The 15,981-nt window shown below is 70.5% G+C and carries 13 protein-coding genes and 1 tRNA gene; 6 read left to right on the top strand and 8 right to left on the bottom strand.

Annotation, left to right across the window (positions count from 1 at the left end; genetic code table 11):
• Window positions 1-67 precede the first annotated feature (67 nt).
• On the top strand, window positions 68-1,279 hold the full coding sequence (locus ACT3T9_RS01390) for a pyridoxal phosphate-dependent aminotransferase (RefSeq protein WP_444605796.1): 1,212 nt from the start codon (window positions 68-70) through the stop codon (window positions 1,277-1,279).
• Window positions 1,280-1,431: 152 nt separating this feature from the next.
• On the opposite strand, the gene ACT3T9_RS01385 is transcribed toward ACT3T9_RS01390, so the two are convergent.
• Window positions 1,432-1,821 (bottom strand): DUF1304 family protein, encoded by a 390-nt coding sequence (locus tag ACT3T9_RS01385; RefSeq protein WP_441443834.1) that lies wholly within the window; start codon window positions 1,819-1,821, stop codon window positions 1,432-1,434.
• Window positions 1,822-1,948: 127 nt separating this feature from the next.
• Here ACT3T9_RS01385 and ACT3T9_RS01380 point away from each other — a divergent pair, with 127 nt between their 5' ends.
• The gene (locus ACT3T9_RS01380) at window positions 1,949-2,539 is read left to right on the top strand and encodes a TetR/AcrR family transcriptional regulator (protein ID WP_441443833.1); all 591 of its coding nucleotides are present in this window, start codon (window positions 1,949-1,951) and stop codon (window positions 2,537-2,539) included.
• The gene (locus ACT3T9_RS01375; protein WP_441443832.1) at window positions 2,536-2,958 is read left to right on the top strand and encodes an organic hydroperoxide resistance protein; all 423 of its coding nucleotides are present in this window, start codon (window positions 2,536-2,538) and stop codon (window positions 2,956-2,958) included. The genes ACT3T9_RS01380 and ACT3T9_RS01375 overlap by 4 nt, the downstream gene beginning before the upstream one ends.
• Before the next feature lie 121 nt (window positions 2,959-3,079).
• On the opposite strand, the gene ACT3T9_RS01370 is transcribed toward ACT3T9_RS01375, so the two are convergent.
• The 6 genes from ACT3T9_RS01370 to ACT3T9_RS01345 all read right to left on the bottom strand — a co-directional run bounded on the left by ACT3T9_RS01370 (window position 3,080) and on the right by ACT3T9_RS01345 (window position 10,915).
• Window positions 3,080-4,057, bottom strand: coding sequence for a zinc-binding dehydrogenase (locus ACT3T9_RS01370; protein WP_441443831.1), 978 nt, complete (start codon window positions 4,055-4,057; stop codon window positions 3,080-3,082).
• A 156-nt stretch (window positions 4,058-4,213) separates the two neighbouring features.
• Window positions 4,214-5,689 carry an FAD-dependent oxidoreductase gene (locus ACT3T9_RS01365; protein WP_444605795.1) on the bottom strand — a complete coding sequence of 492 codons (1,476 nt, stop codon included), beginning with the start codon at window positions 5,687-5,689 and terminating at the stop codon, window positions 4,214-4,216.
• A 156-nt stretch (window positions 5,690-5,845) separates the two neighbouring features.
• Window positions 5,846-6,766, bottom strand: coding sequence for a formate/nitrite family transporter (locus tag ACT3T9_RS01360; RefSeq protein WP_444599072.1), 921 nt, complete (start codon window positions 6,764-6,766; stop codon window positions 5,846-5,848).
• 176 nt (window positions 6,767-6,942) lie between these two features.
• Complete coding sequence (locus ACT3T9_RS01355; RefSeq protein ID WP_441443828.1) at window positions 6,943-7,941, bottom strand: transglutaminase family protein; 999 nt, start codon at window positions 7,939-7,941, stop codon at window positions 6,943-6,945.
• Window positions 7,934-10,201, bottom strand: a complete 2,268-nt coding sequence (locus tag ACT3T9_RS01350) for a circularly permuted type 2 ATP-grasp protein (RefSeq protein WP_441443827.1) — start codon at window positions 10,199-10,201, stop codon at window positions 7,934-7,936. Before ACT3T9_RS01350 ends, ACT3T9_RS01355 begins: the two co-directional genes overlap by 8 nt.
• A gap of 36 nt (window positions 10,202-10,237) precedes the next feature.
• A complete protein-coding gene (locus ACT3T9_RS01345; protein WP_441443826.1) occupies window positions 10,238-10,915 on the bottom strand; it encodes an AIM24 family protein in 678 nt (225 codons plus the stop codon).
• Window positions 10,916-11,124: 209 nt separating this feature from the next.
• Between ACT3T9_RS01345 and ACT3T9_RS01340 the strand changes: the two genes are divergently transcribed.
• From ACT3T9_RS01340 to ACT3T9_RS01330, 3 genes are all read left to right on the top strand, one after another.
• The gene (locus ACT3T9_RS01340; RefSeq protein ID WP_444501783.1) at window positions 11,125-13,230 is read left to right on the top strand and encodes a protein kinase domain-containing protein; all 2,106 of its coding nucleotides are present in this window, start codon (window positions 11,125-11,127) and stop codon (window positions 13,228-13,230) included.
• A 127-nt stretch (window positions 13,231-13,357) separates the two neighbouring features.
• Window positions 13,358-14,176, top strand: coding sequence for a thioredoxin domain-containing protein (locus ACT3T9_RS01335; RefSeq protein ID WP_444501782.1), 819 nt, complete (start codon window positions 13,358-13,360; stop codon window positions 14,174-14,176).
• A gap of 89 nt (window positions 14,177-14,265) precedes the next feature.
• Window positions 14,266-14,337: transfer RNA gene (locus tag ACT3T9_RS01330), tRNA-Thr, on the top strand.
• A gap of 91 nt (window positions 14,338-14,428) precedes the next feature.
• On the opposite strand, the gene ACT3T9_RS01325 is transcribed toward ACT3T9_RS01330, so the two are convergent.
• A complete protein-coding gene (locus ACT3T9_RS01325) occupies window positions 14,429-15,805 on the bottom strand; it encodes a variant leucine-rich repeat-containing protein (RefSeq protein WP_444501772.1) in 1,377 nt (458 codons plus the stop codon).
• Window positions 15,806-15,981 lie beyond the last annotated feature (176 nt).

The following is a 15,981-nucleotide window of genomic DNA, read 5'->3' as shown; positions in this document are numbered from 1 at the left end:
CGCGCCCGACTTCCTGTCATCGTGAGCGCTACGCTGTCGCACACCCGAGAAGGCCAGGAGCCCCAGAATGATCTTCACCCAGTCCTCGAAACTGCGCGACGTGTGCTACGAGATCCGAGGACCGGTCCCCGCAGAGGCAGCTCGCATGGAGGCCGAGGGCCACCAGATCCTCAAGCTGAACATCGGAAACCCCGCGCCGTTCGGCTTCGAGACGCCCGACGAGATCCTCGTCGACATGATCAAGAACCTGCCCACCGCACAGGGCTACTCCGACTCCAAGGGCATCCCCTCTGCTCGTCGAGCGGTCGCGCAGTACTACCAGACCCGGAACATGCCCGGCATCGGGCTCGAGGACGTCTACCTCGGCAACGGCGTCTCCGAGCTGATCCAGATGGTGTGCCAGGCCCTGGTCGACGACGGCGACGAGGTGCTGGTCCCGCAGCCCGACTATCCGCTGTGGACCGCCTCCGTCTCGCTCGCCGGCGGCCGCGCCGTGCACTACCGATGCGACGAGGACGAGCACTGGTGGCCGGATGTCACCGACATCGCCGACAAGGTCACCGAGCGCACCAAGGCGATCGTGGTGATCAACCCCAACAACCCCACCGGCGCGGTGTACCCCGAGCATGTGCTGCGAGACATCCTCGAGGTCGCCCGCAAGCACGGGCTGATGATCCTCGCGGACGAGATCTACGACAAGATCCTCTATGACGACGTCGTCCACACCCCGATCGCATCGCTCGCCCCGGATCTGCTCTCGATCACCTTCAACGGCCTCTCCAAGGCCTATCGGGTGGCGGGGTTCCGGGCCGGTTGGATGGCGCTGTACGGCCCGAAGGACCACGCGGCGAGCTTCATCGAGGGCCTGGACGTGCTCTCCAATATGCGCCTGTGCCCCAATGTCCCCGCGCAGCACATCGTGGCCACGGCGCTGGGCGGCCAGCAATCGATCCAGCAGCTGATCCTGCCCGGCGGCCGGCTGCGCGAGCAGCGCGATGTCGCCTACGGGGGCCTGAGCGCGATTCCCGGCGTCTCGGTGCAGAAGGCGCAGGGTGCGCTGTACATGTTCCCGAAGCTCGATCTGGAGATGTACCGCATCGACAACGACGAGCAGTTCGCCTATGACCTGCTCCGCGCCCGCAAGCTGCTGGTCACCCAGGGCACCGGGTTTAACTTCCCCACGCATGACCACTTCCGACTGGTCACCCTGCCGTCCGTCGAGGTGCTGGCGGACGCCATCGACCGGATCGGGGACTTCCTGGCCGGAATCCGGCGCTGAACGGTTCGGCGCTGGATCACCGCCCGCTCGCCCGCTCAATCCTGCGCTCGCCTGCGTGACCGGGCGCTCGAGCCTGCGCTCGCCTGTGTGACCGGGCGCTCGAGCCTGCGCCGCGTCCTGGGGTCAGGAGGTGGGGGATCCGGGGTTGGGGTTCAGAGGGCCAGGCCCGCCGTCAGGGCGAGGACCGCGAGCAGCGGGAGGGCGCCCTGCTTGAGCGCCGCCCCGCGATGGGCGGGGGAGGCGAGCAGCAGCACCAGCGCCGCGGCGAGCATGCTGCCGGTGCCCGCGAGGGCCAGCGCCGCCCCGACCGCCGTCGTGCCCGCGAGCAGCAGCACGGCCCCCAGCGCGGCGAGCACCGCGAGGAAGAGGTTGTAGAAGCCCTGGTTCAGGGCCATCAGCCTCGTCGCGGCGACCTCCTGCGGGCTCTGCTCGCCGAAAACGGCGGCGGCTCGCGGAGTGCCCCACAGCAGGGACTCGAGGGCGAAGATCGCGACGTGCAGGGCGGCGGCGGCCAGGGCGAGCACGGAACCGAGGATGATCAAAGGAACCTCCGAGGGTATTGTGAAGTGATTGCTCCACTATAGTGGGTGCCACGTCGCCCGTCGCCCCGGTTCCCGGTGCGATCGGCGACAGGATGCACGGACGGGCGCGAGCACTTCGGGAGGGATCATGGGGCGACCGGCAGCTTTCGATCGGGACGAGGCGGTGCGCGCCGCGCGCGACGTGTTCTGGCGCGAGGGCTACGAACCCGCCTCCATGGCGACCCTCCAGCAGGCCACCGGCCTGAGCGCGAGCAGCATCTACCACGCCTTCGGTTCCAAGCGCGGCCTCTTCGACGCCGCTCTGGAGGACTATCTCGACCAGGTGGTGCGCCCCGGCCTCGCTCCGCTGCGCGCGCCGGCGATCGCTCCCGATGCTCTCGTCGCCTACTTCCGTGCGGCCCGCGAACGTTTCGCGGACCCGACCGGCCGCACCCCCGCCGACGGCTGCCTGCTGGTGAACACCGCCTGCTCCGGTATCGCCCGCGACGGGACCATCGCCGAGGTGGTGCGCGCCTATCGCGCCGAGCTGCACGCCGCGTTCTCGCGCGGCGCCGCGGCCCAGCGCCCCCACCGCACGCCCGCGGACCGCGAGCGCCTGGTGGAGACCTGCGTCTCGCTGCTGATCAGCGCGCTGGCCATGGCCCGGGTGGATCACGGGGCGGCGCTCGCCGCCCTCGACGTCGCCCTCTCCCATCTCGAGAACAAGGACACTCCATGAAGCCGCTCTACACCACCGAAGCTCTCGCCACCGGCGGCGGCCGCGACGGACACGTCGACGTCGTCGGCGCCGATCTCGCCCTGGATCTGGCAATCCCCGCCGAGATGGGCGGCAGCGGGAACGGCGCGAACCCCGAGCAGCTCTTCGCCGCCGGCTTTTCCGCCTGCTTCCACTCCGCGCTGCAGTCCGTCGCGCGCCGGCAGAAGATCGCGATCGACGGCTCGAGCGTCGGCGCCCGCGTGACCATCGGCTCCGAGGGGGATGGGGGCTTCTCGCTCGCCGTCGAGCTCGAGGTGGTCATTCCGGAGCTGGACCACGACGCCGCCCAGGCCCTCGCCGAGGCCGCCCATCAGGTGTGCCCGTACTCGAACGCCACCCGCGGGAACATCCCGGTCACGGTCACCGTCAGCGACGACTGAACGTCGCCTGCCGGAGGCTCGGTGCCGGCCTATGCGTGACGGAGGGCCCCGACGGGATCGATCCCGTCGGGGTCCTGCCTCCTGCGTGCGGCCGGGACGATGTGCTCCGGCAATGGCTTGATCAGGGGCGCAGCAGCACCTTGCCCTGTCGGCCATCGGTGAGCGTCGCCGACACGGCGCCGACCACCTCGTCCAGAGCGAAGGTGCCGGCCGTGGGCAGCGTGACTTCGCCGGTGAGCAGCCGGGTGATGATCTCGGTGATCAGCCCGCGCCGCATCTCGGGGCTCATTCGCGCGGAGACCTTCGCGCCCCAGAATCCCTCGACCTTCAGGTCGCGGAAGATGATCGGGCCGGAGGGTAGCGCCATCGTGGTGCCGCCCATCGCGCCGAAGACGACCAGGCGCCCGCCCTCGCCGAGCAGGGAGGCCACCTGCCCCGCGGCCTCGCCGCCCACGGAATCCAGTCCCGCGGCGACGTGCGCGTCGCCGATCAGGGCGCGGGCCTGCTGCTCCCAGTCCTCCTGGTCGGTGGCGACCACGTCGCCGATGCCCTGTGCGGCCAGCTCCTCGATGCCGCTGCTGCGGCGCACCAGGCTGATCACCCGCTGGTCGCGGCCCCGTGCGAACTGGGCGACCAGACGGCCGACGGCCCCGGTCGCGGCGTTCTGCACGAGCACCTCGCCGGGGGCAAGGTCCAGGTGCTCGAGCAGGGACAGGGCGCTGAACGGCATGGCGACCAGCTGGGCGGCGGCCTCGTCGGGAAGCTCCGCCGGCAGCGGGATCAGGGCCCCGGCGGGCGCGGTGAACAGCTCCGCCCAGGTGCACGGGACGCCGGTGACCGCCACCCGGTCCCCGGGGGCGACGGTGTCCACGCCCTCGCCGAGCTGCTCGACGACCGCGACGGCCTCGCTGCCGGGTTGCGCGGGAAGCTCAGGGCGCACGCCGTAGGTGCCGCGGATCGTCCACAGGTCGTGGTGGTGGATGGGGCTGAGGACCAGCCGCAGCAGAACCTCGCCTGCGGCGGGGGAGGGGGCGTCGACCTCGCGGGTCTGCAGGACGTCGGCGGGCTCGCCGAAGCGGTCGTAGGACACGGTGCGCATGGGGGACCTCTCAGTAGTGGAATGCTCACTACAGAATAGGGGTCGTCAGGGGTGCTGTCCCGCGCATGTGAGGTGGGAGACGAGGAGCCGGGACCGATGCCGGGTCGAGGCGACGGTCCCGGCTCCTCGTGGTGGCCGGTGGTGCTGTGGTGCTGGTCAGGCGTGCGAGGGCTGGTTCACCGCGTCGCGGGAGACGCGCACCATCTCCTCGCGCTCGACGACCTTGATCCGGGCGCGGGGCTCTCCGTCGGCGTCGACCGCGGCGGCGCCGAGCGCCTTCTCGTGCTCGTCCAGCGCCATCCAGCCGTCCCAAGTCGTGTACGGCACGCCACGGTCCTCGAGCAGGCGCAGGACAGCGTCGCCGTCACGCTCGGGCGCGGAGTGCAGAACACCGGACTCGATGTCCTCGAGCAGGCTGGCGATGGTCTCGATGGCGTCGGACTTGGTCGCGCCGATCAGGCCCACCGGGCCGCGCTTGATCCAGCCGTTGGCGTAGAGGCCGGGCAGCACATCGCCCTCGGCAGCGGTGACACGGCCGGCGGTATTGCTGATCACGCCGCGCTTCGCGTCGTAGGGGATGCCGGGCAGCTCGGAGCCGTGGTACCCGACGGCCCGGTAGATCGCGCCGAGCTCGTAGTCCACGAACTCGCCGGTGCCCTCGAGGTTGCCCTCTTCATCCAGCTGGGTGCGCTCGAAGCGCATGCCGGTGACTCGTCCTCCGTCGCCACCCTCGCCGAGGATCTCGACGGGGCGGTGCCAGAAGTGCATGTGGAGGCGGCGCTGGACCGGGCGGCCCTCGCGGTCCGTCGGCTCCTCACCGGCGGCCTCGCGGCGCTGCTGCTCCTCGAGCCAGCCCACGAAGGTCTGGACCACCTGGTCCGTGCGCTTGTCGGCCTTGATGGTCTCCCACTGGGCCTCGGTGATCTGCTCGATGTCGCGCGGATCCATGACGACCTGGAGACCCCGCGGGTGGGACAGCTCGCGCGCCTCGAGGGGGGAGAACTTGGTCTGCGCAGGTCCCCGACGGCCGAAGACGTGCACGTCGGTGGTCTTCGCAGCCTGCAGGCCCTCGTACACGTTGGCGGGGATCTCGGTGCGCAGCAGCTCATCCGCGGTCTTGGAGAGCACGCGGGCGACGTCCAGGGCGACGTTCCCGTTGCCGACCACGGCGACGGACTCGGCGTCCAGCTCCCAGGTGCGGGGATAGTCCGGGTTGCCGTCGTACCAGGCCACGAAGTCTGCGGCGCCGTGGGAGCCTGCGAGTTCGACGCCGGGCACCGAGAGCTCGGCGTCCTTGAGCGCGCCGGTGGCGAAGATGGCCGCGTCGTAATGGGTCCGCAGGTCCTCGATGGTCAGATCGGTGCCGAACTCGACGTCGCCGAGGAAACGGATGTCACCGCGACCCAGGATCCGATGCAGCGCGGTGATGATCCCCTTGATGCGCGGGTGATCCGGGGCGACGCCGTAGCGGATCAGCCCGAAGGGAGCGGGGAGGCGATCGAACAGGTCGATCGCGACCTGGAGCTCACCGTTCTTCACCGGCGCAGAGCGCAGCAGGGTCTCAGCGGCATAGACGCCGGCGGGGCCGGAGCCGATCACGGCCAGACGGAAGGGCTGCTGGGAGGAGGACATCTCACCTCGGTCTCATGGCGCGGTGGCGCCGGGTCGGATGCGGTCCGGAGCGGTCGCGACGTCATCCGCCGACTCCGCTCTGCGCAGATTTCCGCACCACTCTATACGCGAAATTCGCCCGGACCCGGGCCACTGTGAGCGGCCTGACGTCGCGGGTCAGCTCCTGGCCAGGTCAGCATCTCCTCGGCGGTAGGTCGCCCAGAAGTAGGCGCCGACCAGCACCGCCCCGCCCACGATGTTGCCCAGGACCACCGGGATCATGTTGTCCCAGATCGCGGCGCCGACCGTGATCGAGGAGTAGTCCTCGAGGGACGTCCCGACTGCCTGGATCGCCTCGCCCTGCCAGAAGGAGTCGCCAGCGAAGGTCTTGATCAGCAGTCCCATCGGGAGCATGAACATGTTGGCCACGGAATGTTCGAAGCCGGTGGCCACGAACAGGGCGATGGGCCCGGCCACGCCGAGGACCTTGTCCGTGACGGTCTTGCCGGCGGTGGCGACCCAGACGGCCAGGCAGACGGCGAGGTTCGCGAGGATCCCCAGGAAGAAGGCCTGGTGCCAGTCGTGATCGAGCTTGGACCGGGTGGTGTCCAGGACGATCAGCCCCCAGGCGGACCCGTTGGTCGCATGGGTCCCGGCGCCGAGCATCAGCAGTGCGATGAGGAGGGCGCCGAGCAGGTTGCCGCCTGCGGACATCCCCCAGTGGCCCAGCATCCGACCGGTGGAGATCCGTCCGGACAGCCTAGGCATGAACGTCAGGGTGGTGCCGGTGAACAGGTCGGAGCCGCTGATCACCACGAGCCCGAGGCCGACGGAGAAGACGGTGCCGCCGATGAGCTTGGCGATGCCGACCGGCCAGTCGCCCATCCCCTGCTGGGTGGTGACCATGAAGACGAATCCCAGGGCGATGAAGGCGCCCCCGGTGAGGGTCTGCAGGAACATCCGGCTCCACGGTGCGGTGGCCTTCGCGTACATCGCATCCTCGAGCGCGGTCGTCAGTGCCTTCGGCGTGGGGATCACGGGGCTCGGCGCGCTGGGCGTGGCGGCAGGAGTGGGGTCCGCGGGCGCGGGCACGTTCATGGGAAGGTCTCCAGGAGGTGGCAGGGGACGGCGACCGGGCCCTGCATGACGTGCACCGTCCGGTTACCGGCGGTCAGGCTACGCCTGACCGGACAGTCGAGCGCGCTCCTTCGGCAGTCGCCATCCCGGGACCTGCTCGTCGTGCGGCGAGAGGTGCCCAGGCTCACTCCGGCGACTCACTCCGGGCTGCCGGCGCCCGGTGCCTCGGGCACCACTCCGACGGCGACGGCGAGAGTGCTGCTGGCGCCGGGCGGTCCCACCACGATGCCCTTCAGCGGCGGCACATCCGCGTAGTCCCGGCCCCAGGCGGTGGTCACGAAGCGCTGGTCCACGAAGGCGCGGTTGGTGGGGTCGATGTCCACCCAGCCGGTTCCGGGGACCAGCACGCTGAGCCAGGCATGGGAGGCGGCGGAGCCGACCATCTCCCCGACCGGCTCGGTGCCCAGCACCCCGCCGGCCGACGGCGCGGTCCGCAGATACCCGGAGACATAACGGGCCGCGAGCCCTGCAGCGCGCACCGCGGCGAGCCCGACGTGCGAGAAGTCCTGGCAGACGCCGTGCCGGGCGGCGAGCACCTCCTCGAGGGTCGAGGAGACGGTCGTGGCGGCGGAGTCGTAGGTGAAGTCGGTGTGGATCAGCGCCGTGAGATCGGACAGGCACTCACCGATCGCGCGGCCGGGGGTGAACACCTCGGCGGAGATCTCCTGCGCCGCGGTGCCTGCGGGGATGCGCGGGGAGGGGTGGACGAAGTCGAGGCCGGAATCCGGCAGCAGCGAGCCCCAGTGCTCCGGGGTGCACTGCTCCCAGGGGCGCGACATCGGCTCGATCGGATAGCGGCGCTCCGCGACGGTGACGCGGGCGTGAGAGTGGACGTCGAGCTGCGCATGAGGGGTGTCCACCAGCAGATAGGTCGAGGAATTCCCGTAGAAGTCGGTGTGTGCGGTGAGGCGGGCCGGGGCCGGGTCCACGACCACCTCGTGCGAGAGCACCCTCTGATGCGGTGTGGCGCGCGGCTCGATATGGGCGCGGCCGTAGTTGCGCGAGACAGGTTTGGCGTACCGATAGGACGTCAGGTGGTGGACGCGGTAGTGGACGGGCTCGGCAGCGCCCGCCTCGTCGTCCCGCAACGGGATCAGCGGTCGCAGGCGCTTCGCATCCTGGTCATGCTCAGACATCGTCGATACCCCATCGTGAGGTGGATTCAGAAGGACGGAAGAAGCGGTTCTCCAGGGCGGTCGCGAGCTCCCGCAGCAGGTCGATCGCAGCATCGACCTCCTCCAGCAGCGCGGTCGGGGCGCTCGCGGAGTCGTCGGCGTCAGCGACCGGGCGCAGCAGCTCGCGCGCCTCCCAGGAACCGATCCGGGAGCGCAGCGCGATCAGCGGGGCCCGCAGCTCGGGAGACGGGGTGACCTCCGGCAGCCTGTCCAGCGCCATCCCCAGCCGCTCGAGCTGGAAGGCGATCGAACGGGGCAGCGTCGGGTCGTTCAGCAGCAGCTCCAGCAGCAGTTCCGGCTGCACGGCGGCGTGGTAGGAGCGCCGGTAGGAGGCGCCGGACTCGGTGATCAGCGCGACGGCACCGGCGACCCGCACCTCAGCGGCGCGTACACGGCGCCGACCCAGAGTGGCCCGCAGCAGCGCCAGCAGGCTCATGGCGCGTTCGATCTTGCGCCCCACCTCGGTGAGATCCCAGCCCAGGTTCCGCGGCATCGAATCGGCGACCGCGCCGGAGAGCGTCAGGCAGCCGTCCACGATGTCCGTCAGCCCCTGCTCGAGCGGCGGACGGTCCGGGCCGCCCAGCGCCCGGACCTCCTGGCGCATGCGGGCGATCACCGGCCAGACGTCATCCGAGATCAGATCCCTGAGCGTGCGGGTGGTGTGGGCGAGCGCGGTGTAGGACTGGGCGAGGGAGCCGGGCCGCGCCAGGTCGGTGAGCAGGCTCTCGAGCTCGGTGCGCACCTCTTCACGGTCCTGCAGTTCCACATCCAGGAAGCCCGGGTACGTGGTGGTGGCCTCGGTGACCGCCTCGAGCAGCACGGCCTGGGCGGTGCGGGCGGCGGGGCTGTGCTCCGCATCCAGGTCGTTGACGGTGTCCAGGACCGTCCGCAGCAGGCGGGCGGTGGAATCCACCCGCTCGAGATAGCGGCCGAACCAGAACAGGTCCGAGCCGATCGACCGGGTCATCGCGGGATACGCGCTGAGCATCCCGCGGGTCCGGGCGGCGGTGCGCGGCTCGGCGACGTTCTCCGCGGGCGGTGCCGGGTCAGCGACCGGAGAGGTCTCCGCGACCGTGACCCAGACATCCTTGAGCGCCGGGGGTCCGTCATCGGAGGTCGTGGCGATCCCACCGGGCAGCACCTCGTAGCCGTCCTCCGTGCCCATCACCAGCAGCTGGATCCGCACCGGCCGCTCGACGAGGGCGTCGCCGCCGCGCGGGTCCAGGCTCAGCCACCGGGCACCAGCGGCCTCCGGATCGGCGGGGCGCAGCAGCAGGTCCTCATGGAGCATCTGCCGGCACAGGTCCGGCAGCGCGGAGCGCAGATCCGGGTTCTCCAGCAGTCCGGCGCCGAGCGGGTTGAAGATCTCCACGTCGCCGCAGCGGGCGGCCTCGACCAGGCCGGTCACCCCGCCCAGCGGGGTCGGGCCCAGGTCCAACGGGTCCAGCAGCTGTGAGGGCACCAGGCGCAGCACGGCGTCCACCGCATCACCGGGATCGGAATCCAGACCGGGCAGGCGCAGGGTGACGGAGCCGGAGCCGGTGCGCAGATCCCCGGCGGAGACCATCGGGGCGCCCAGCAGGTTCGCCAGCCAGCTGTGGTCGAATCCCCGCATCGGGTCCTCGGACTCATCCGTCAGGACCACAGTGCGGCCGGCGCGGCCGTCGGACCGGGTGCGCTGATGCAGCGAGGTGCGCAGGGCATCGAAGAACGGATGCAGGCGGCGCAGCGGCGTGGAGCGGTACAGGGTGGGCGCGCAGCGGGAGAGGACCCGCCGCAGCTCGAGGGTGGTGCCGGCGCCTCCGGGCACGTCCACGGAGTCCTCGAGGACCACCCATGACCCCTCGGCGGTGCGGGTGACGGTGCTGGTCAGCGCGAAGAGATGATGGTTCCCGCGAGCGGGGATCCCGACGGCCGAGCGCAGGTACGCAGGATCCTGGAGGAGCTGTGCGGCCGGGGCGACGTCGGTGCCGAGCACGGTGCGCGGGCCGTAGAGATCCCCGTACAGGGCGTCCAGCAGCCGCACCCGCTGGATCAGGCCCGTGGACAGCACCGACCAGGAATCGGCATCCAGGACCAGCGGCACGGGATCGATCACGGGCGTGGCGGTGGAGACGTCGGCGGCGAACATGCGCGCCGCCGACGTCGCCGCGCGCCGTCGGCCCAGTGGTCCGAGAGCATCGAGCTCGTCGACCAGGGCCTGAGGCGGGGTGGAGATCACCGGAACATCGTAGACATGACGCCGCGGTGCGGGCAGTCAGGAACCGCTGACCACCGGGATGCCCTCGGAGGGCTGGACCACGACGAAGCCCGGGCCGTGGAAGGCGAGCTGGAAGGACTCGCCGGAGCCGCGGCCGATCAGCGAGCCCATCTTGAAGTCGTTCTTGATCTGCGGCTGCAGGTTCGCCGACCAGCACACCGCGGCCTGGGGATCCACGTAGGTGGGCTGCTGGGAGCAGTCCAGCAGCATCGGCGGGCCGTCGGAGGTGACCGCGACCATGCCCTGGCCCTGCAGGAACAGGTTGAACAGGCCCCCGGCCATGAAGCCCGCGCCGCCGAGGGACTTGATGTCCCACTGGATGGAGCTGTCGAAGGCGAGCATGTTCTTGGTGTTCAGGGTGAGGGCCTCGCCCTCGAGCTGGATCAGGAAGATCTCATTGGCCTGACGGGCGTAGAAGATCTCGCCCTGCCCGCGGGTGCGCATCATGTTGCCGCCCTCGCCGGTGGCCATCTTCTTCAGCAGCTTCATGCCGCCGCCGGAGCCCTGGTACGAGAAGTCCATCTGCCCCTGGTAGGCGACCATCGCCCCGGAGGCGGAGATGATCTCCGGCGCGTCCGGAGTGAGCGAGCAGCGCAGCATCTTGTTGGACTGCAGCGCCCATCGGTCGTTGGTCTGGCGCTCCTGGTTGGAGGCATCGAACAGGTTCGAACGCATGGCACGGAGTCCTTTGGTCGCTCTCGGGCGCCGGACGGCAGCCGCCCCGCACCACGGCGCCCACCGCGCCGCGAGGCGATCGTCTCACGCCGTCACCCCTCAGGAATGCTCCATCAGGCCCGTGTCCGGGGTGCGGCCGAGGTGCGGACAGTGTGGGGGAGCGGTGAAGCGGGCACGATGCCGGGCACGGGCCTCGTAGCATGGAGACCATGGCAGAGTCCCGCATCTCCCGCCGCGACGCCCGCGACCCGCGGCTGCTCGCGCTCGCCGAGGACTCCGGCTACGAGATCCTCGGCCGGATCGGTGCCGGCGGTATGGGGATCGTCTACCGTGCGCACGATGCCGACGGCAATGACGTGGCCATCAAGCTGCTGCGTCACGAGATCTCGGACGACCCGCAGGCGCGCGAGCGCCTGGCGCGTGAGGTCACGGCGCAGAAGTTGGTGCGCAACGACAACATCGTGCGCATCCTCGACGCGGAGCTCGACTCCTCGGACGCCTTCGTGGTCACCGAGTTCATCCCCGGGCCGACGCTCGAGGACGCGGTGCGCTCCCACGGTGGCCTGCACCCCGAGTCGGTGCGGGAGATCGGACTCGTGATGGGGGAGACACTGCGCGACATCCACCGTGCCGGGGTGATCCACCGCGACCTCAAACCCAGCAACGTGATGCTGCGTGGCGCCACCGAGGGCGACCTGACCGGGTTCGATCCCGACGGGGATCGGCTGGATCCGGTGATCATCGATTTCGGCATCGCGATCGCGGCCGAGGAATCCCGACTGACCTCCACCGGCCTGGTCATGGGCACCGCCGCCTATCTCGATCCCGAGGTGATCCGCAGCGATCACACGGGAGAGGCGGGGGACTGGTGGGCCTGGGCCGCGCTGCTCTCCTTCGCGGCCACCGGCCGTGATCCTTTCGGCAGCGGCCGTGCCGACCTGGTGTTCCTGCGCGCCGAGCGCGGGGAGATCGACGTCGACGGGCTGCCCACGGAGCTCGCGGACTGGCTGCGCGCGGCGCTGCGCTCCGTCCCTGCGGAACGCCCGGCTCCCGAGGACATGATCGCGCGGCTCGCCGAGCTGGACCTCACGCGGTATGCGGACCCCGGGGACACGGAGATGCTGGATGCGGGGTCTCGGACCGCGGTGCTGCCGGTGATCGGAGCGGCCCCGCCCGGTGCTGAGGACGCAGACCCGACAGGTGGGACCCCGGAGGGGGCGTCGCCCGGGGCACCGGCCGCTGCCGCGGAGGCGACCGCAGGCGCCCAGGACCAGCCCACCGAGGCGATCCCGATGATCGCCACCCCAGCGGAGCATCCCACCGAGGCGCTGCCGCGGATCACGACTGCCGCGGATTCGGTCACCGAGGCGCTGCCCGTCATCGGGAACCCCACCATGGCGCTGCCGGTCGTCTCCTCGCCGCAGCACAGCGCGCCGCCGTCGCATGCGCCGCAGCACTACTCCCCGCAGCCTTCCCCTCAACCGCAGTCCTTCCAGCAACCGCCCCCTCAACAGCTGCCGCGCCAGCAGGTTCCGGCGCACGAGCACCCGGGCCAGCCGTACGCCTACTCCCAGCAGCAGGCTCCGCAGCATCCGAATCTGCAGCATCCGGCTCCGCAGCGTCAGGCCCAGCAGACGATCGAGGCGCGGCCTCAGCACCCTGCGCAGTACCCGCCCTCCGCAGCCGAGCCGTCGGCGCCGTACGGTGCGTGGCCAGCGCCGCCGCCGCGCCGTCCGCTGCTGGTGTGGATCGGGCACCTGCTGATCGTGTCCCTCGCTGCGATCGCGCCCTATGTGTCGCTGGCCGTGCTGCTGCTGCTGGGGGCGCTGGCCCGCACCTGGGAGCGGTCGCATCTGTCCGTGACCGCTCAGCGGATGCGCGGAGCCACCGGTGCGGGGCCGCAGTGGAGGACGGGCCTCGCCAGTCCCTTCCGTTTCCTGCTGGGGCTGCTCGAGATCGCGGTGCAGGCAGTGTTCCCGCTGGTCCTCGGGGTGCTGGTGGGCATCGCTCTCGACGTGTCCTGGACGCTGCTCCAGGGCGCTCCACCGCCGGACGGAGTCGCCTTCGCGACCGCGGCAGCGATCACCCTGCTGATCACCTGGGTGGGTCTGGGCAGTCGCACCACCCGCAACGGTGCGCACCGGATGGTCGACGCCGCCGCGCCGGACCTGCTCTGGAGCGCAGTGGTGGCGGTGCTGCTCCTGCTCCTGCTGGGCGCGGTGATCTTCACCCTCCTGGCCCGCGGGGGAGCGGTCGACTACTTCCCCTTCCCCAGCGGACCTCGGCTCGAGGACATCGCCATCTGGCGGCGCTGAGCTCGCGCTCGGTCAGGGGCTGGCACGTGAGGTGCCCCATCCTTCCCGGCACCGTCCAGTTGCAGGCCGTTAAACTCTCATCGATCTATCACCCACCGCAGCCCCGCATCGGGGGCGAGGAGATTCCATGGCCGCGACCGGTTCATCAAAGTCAGCGCAGGAGCGCCGCGAAGCGCAGCGGGAGGTCCTGCGCAAGCAGCGGCAGTCGGAGCTCAAGCGCCAGCGCACCGTGCGCACCGTGGTGATCGCCGCGATCACCGTGGTCGCGCTGGTGATCGTCGCCGGAGCGGGCTACCTCATATTCCGTTCGATGCAGCCGGAGGGCCCGGTCGCGGTGCCCGAGGGCATGAGCGCGGACCAGCCGTACCTCACCCTCGGCGCCCCGGAGGACTCCGGGAAACCTGTGGTGGAGATTCACCTGGACTTCCTGTGCCCGCACTGCGGGGAGTTCGAGAACATCAACGCCGAGGACATCTCGACCATGGTCGCGGATGAGGAAGCGATCGTGCACATCGTGCCTCGCAACTTCATGGACATGCAGTCCTCTTCCGGCGACTACTCCTCGCGCGCGGCGAACGCCCTGGTCGCGGTCTACGCGGATGATCCGGCCAATGCGATGGCCTTCCAGACCCTGATGTTCGCCAACCAGCCCGGCGCGGAAGGGCTGACCGACGAGCAGATCGAGGCGTTCGCCCTGGAGGCAGGGGCCTCCGAGCAGGCGATCAGCGATATCAAGGCCGGCACGTACGAGCCGTGGGTGAAGCGGGTCTCGAACCCGTACGGCGAGGAGACCGGCGGCGGGACCCCGTACGTCGAGATCGACGGCACGGAGTTCAAGGGCTTCACCCAGCCCGGTGCGCTGCGTGAGGCGGTTCTGGCCGGCGGCGCTCCTGCGGCGTCCGACGGCGGTGGCGAGGCGCCCGCGTCCGACGGCGGCGAGGGCTGACCCTCTGAGCGACCTGCGGTGGGGGACGAGCAGCTCTGCAATTCCCTCTAGACTGCTTCGGACCGGCTGATCCGTCGGCCGGTCCGCCCGCTGGAGTGGCGCAACGGTAGCGCACCTGTCTTGTAAACAGGTGGTTGCGGGTTCGATTCCCGTCTCCAGCTCGAAAAACAGCCCCTCACTTGCGGGGGCATCGTCTCCGATGCGCTCCGGTGAGGGGCTGTTCTGCGATCCCGATAGCGTCCGCGCCGGGGGTCAGAACGTCTCGTAGGTCACCCGGTTCACCATGAACCCCTTGCCGGTCATGATATTCCAGCAGGTCATGCCGTCGAAGCGGCTGGTGCAGGCGACATTCCCGGAGGTCGCGCTCTGGTCGTACTCGAGCGCAGTCGCGGTGTCGCTGAGGAAGGACGATCCGCAGGCCGTGGCGGCTGCGCCGTCGGAGACCTGGATCGAGAACGGACCGTTCTCGCAGTCCTCGAGACCGGACTCGCCGAAGTCCCGCTCGAGCACGCTGCAGGACACCGAGTCGCCCTCCAGCAGGCAGATGATGTTCCCGGTCGGGGAGCGCAGCTCGGTCATCTCCTGTGCGCCGTCGGGGGCAGGGGAGACCGGGTCCTGGCTGGGGGTCTCCTCGGTGGGTTCTTCGGTGGGCTGCTCCGCCGGGGCCTCCTGTGCCGTGGTCGAGCTGTCTCGCTCATACCCGTCGTCGTCTGCGGACAGCCAGGCGCGTCCGGCGAAGGCGATGACGACCACCAGCAGGAGGGAGAGCAGCAGGCAACCGCCGCAGGCCCACCAGATGCGGCGGGAGGGCCCGGAGCCCTCGTCGTCCGTCGCGCCGGGGTGCTGTGCAGGGGGCGTCGCGGCAGCTGCCGCAGCGGGTGCCGCGGCACCGTATGCCGCGGCACCGTAGGGCGTCTGCGGACTCTGCCCCTGCGGGAACTGCGGTGCGGCGGAGGACTGCGCGCCGTGCATCGCTGTGGCGTCATAGGCACCGGGGACGGCGGGGAAGGCGTAGTCCGGATACTCAGCTGGTGCTGGTGCTGGTGCTGGTGCTGGTGCTGGTGCTGGTGCTGGTGCGGGGGCCGGGGCCGGGGTGGCGGCGGGTGCCGCGGCTGCTGCGGGCGGAGCATCCGGCGATGCCGGGGAGGGCGCCGGACCGAGGGGGACCACGCCCGCATCCTGCGCGATCCTCACGGAGGAGGTCGGGGCACCGGGCGCGGGTTCGTCAGAGTCGTCTGCGCCGTTCCAGAAGGCGTCGTCTCCGAAGTCGCCCCAGACAGAGACGTCGTCGGGGTCCTCGGCTGCCGGCTCCGCGACCGATTCTGGCTGCAGATCGAAGGAGGTGTCGGGAACCGGGACGGGAGCGAGACCTGCGACCTGGGTGTCGTCGTCGGCAGTGTCCCTCTCAGAGGCTTCTGGCTCGGAGACATCCTGCTCACGGCTCTCCTCGTAGGCGCGCTTCGCCCATGGATTCGTGGCCAGGATCCACTGGCGCGCGACCTCGGGGCACGACGGGTTCAGGAGGATCATCCGCTGCAGCTGAGGATGCTTCTCGGTGAGTTCGAGCAGACGCTCCGGGCTGGTGCTCGGATCGCCTGCCTCCTGTGCCGCTGAACGGGGCTCTGCCACCGCATTCTCCCTTCGTCACGCTGTGTCGGCCGTTGCGCCGAGACAGTGTCCCGCCGCCCGCATCTCGAGCTCGGACCTCGTGCCCGTGCCTCGTGCCGATCCCCGAGAATGGCACATCGGGCGTGCTCGAGGCACGGGGCAGGTGTGCAACGGAGATTTTTCACTGGCCATGCGCA

Origin of the sequence: Brachybacterium sp. AOP29-B2-41 (assembly GCF_052378395.1) — a bacterium.
Taxonomy (GTDB): Bacteria; Actinomycetota; Actinomycetes; order Actinomycetales; family Dermabacteraceae; genus Brachybacterium.
This window is presented reverse-complemented; position numbering and strand designations above follow the sequence as displayed.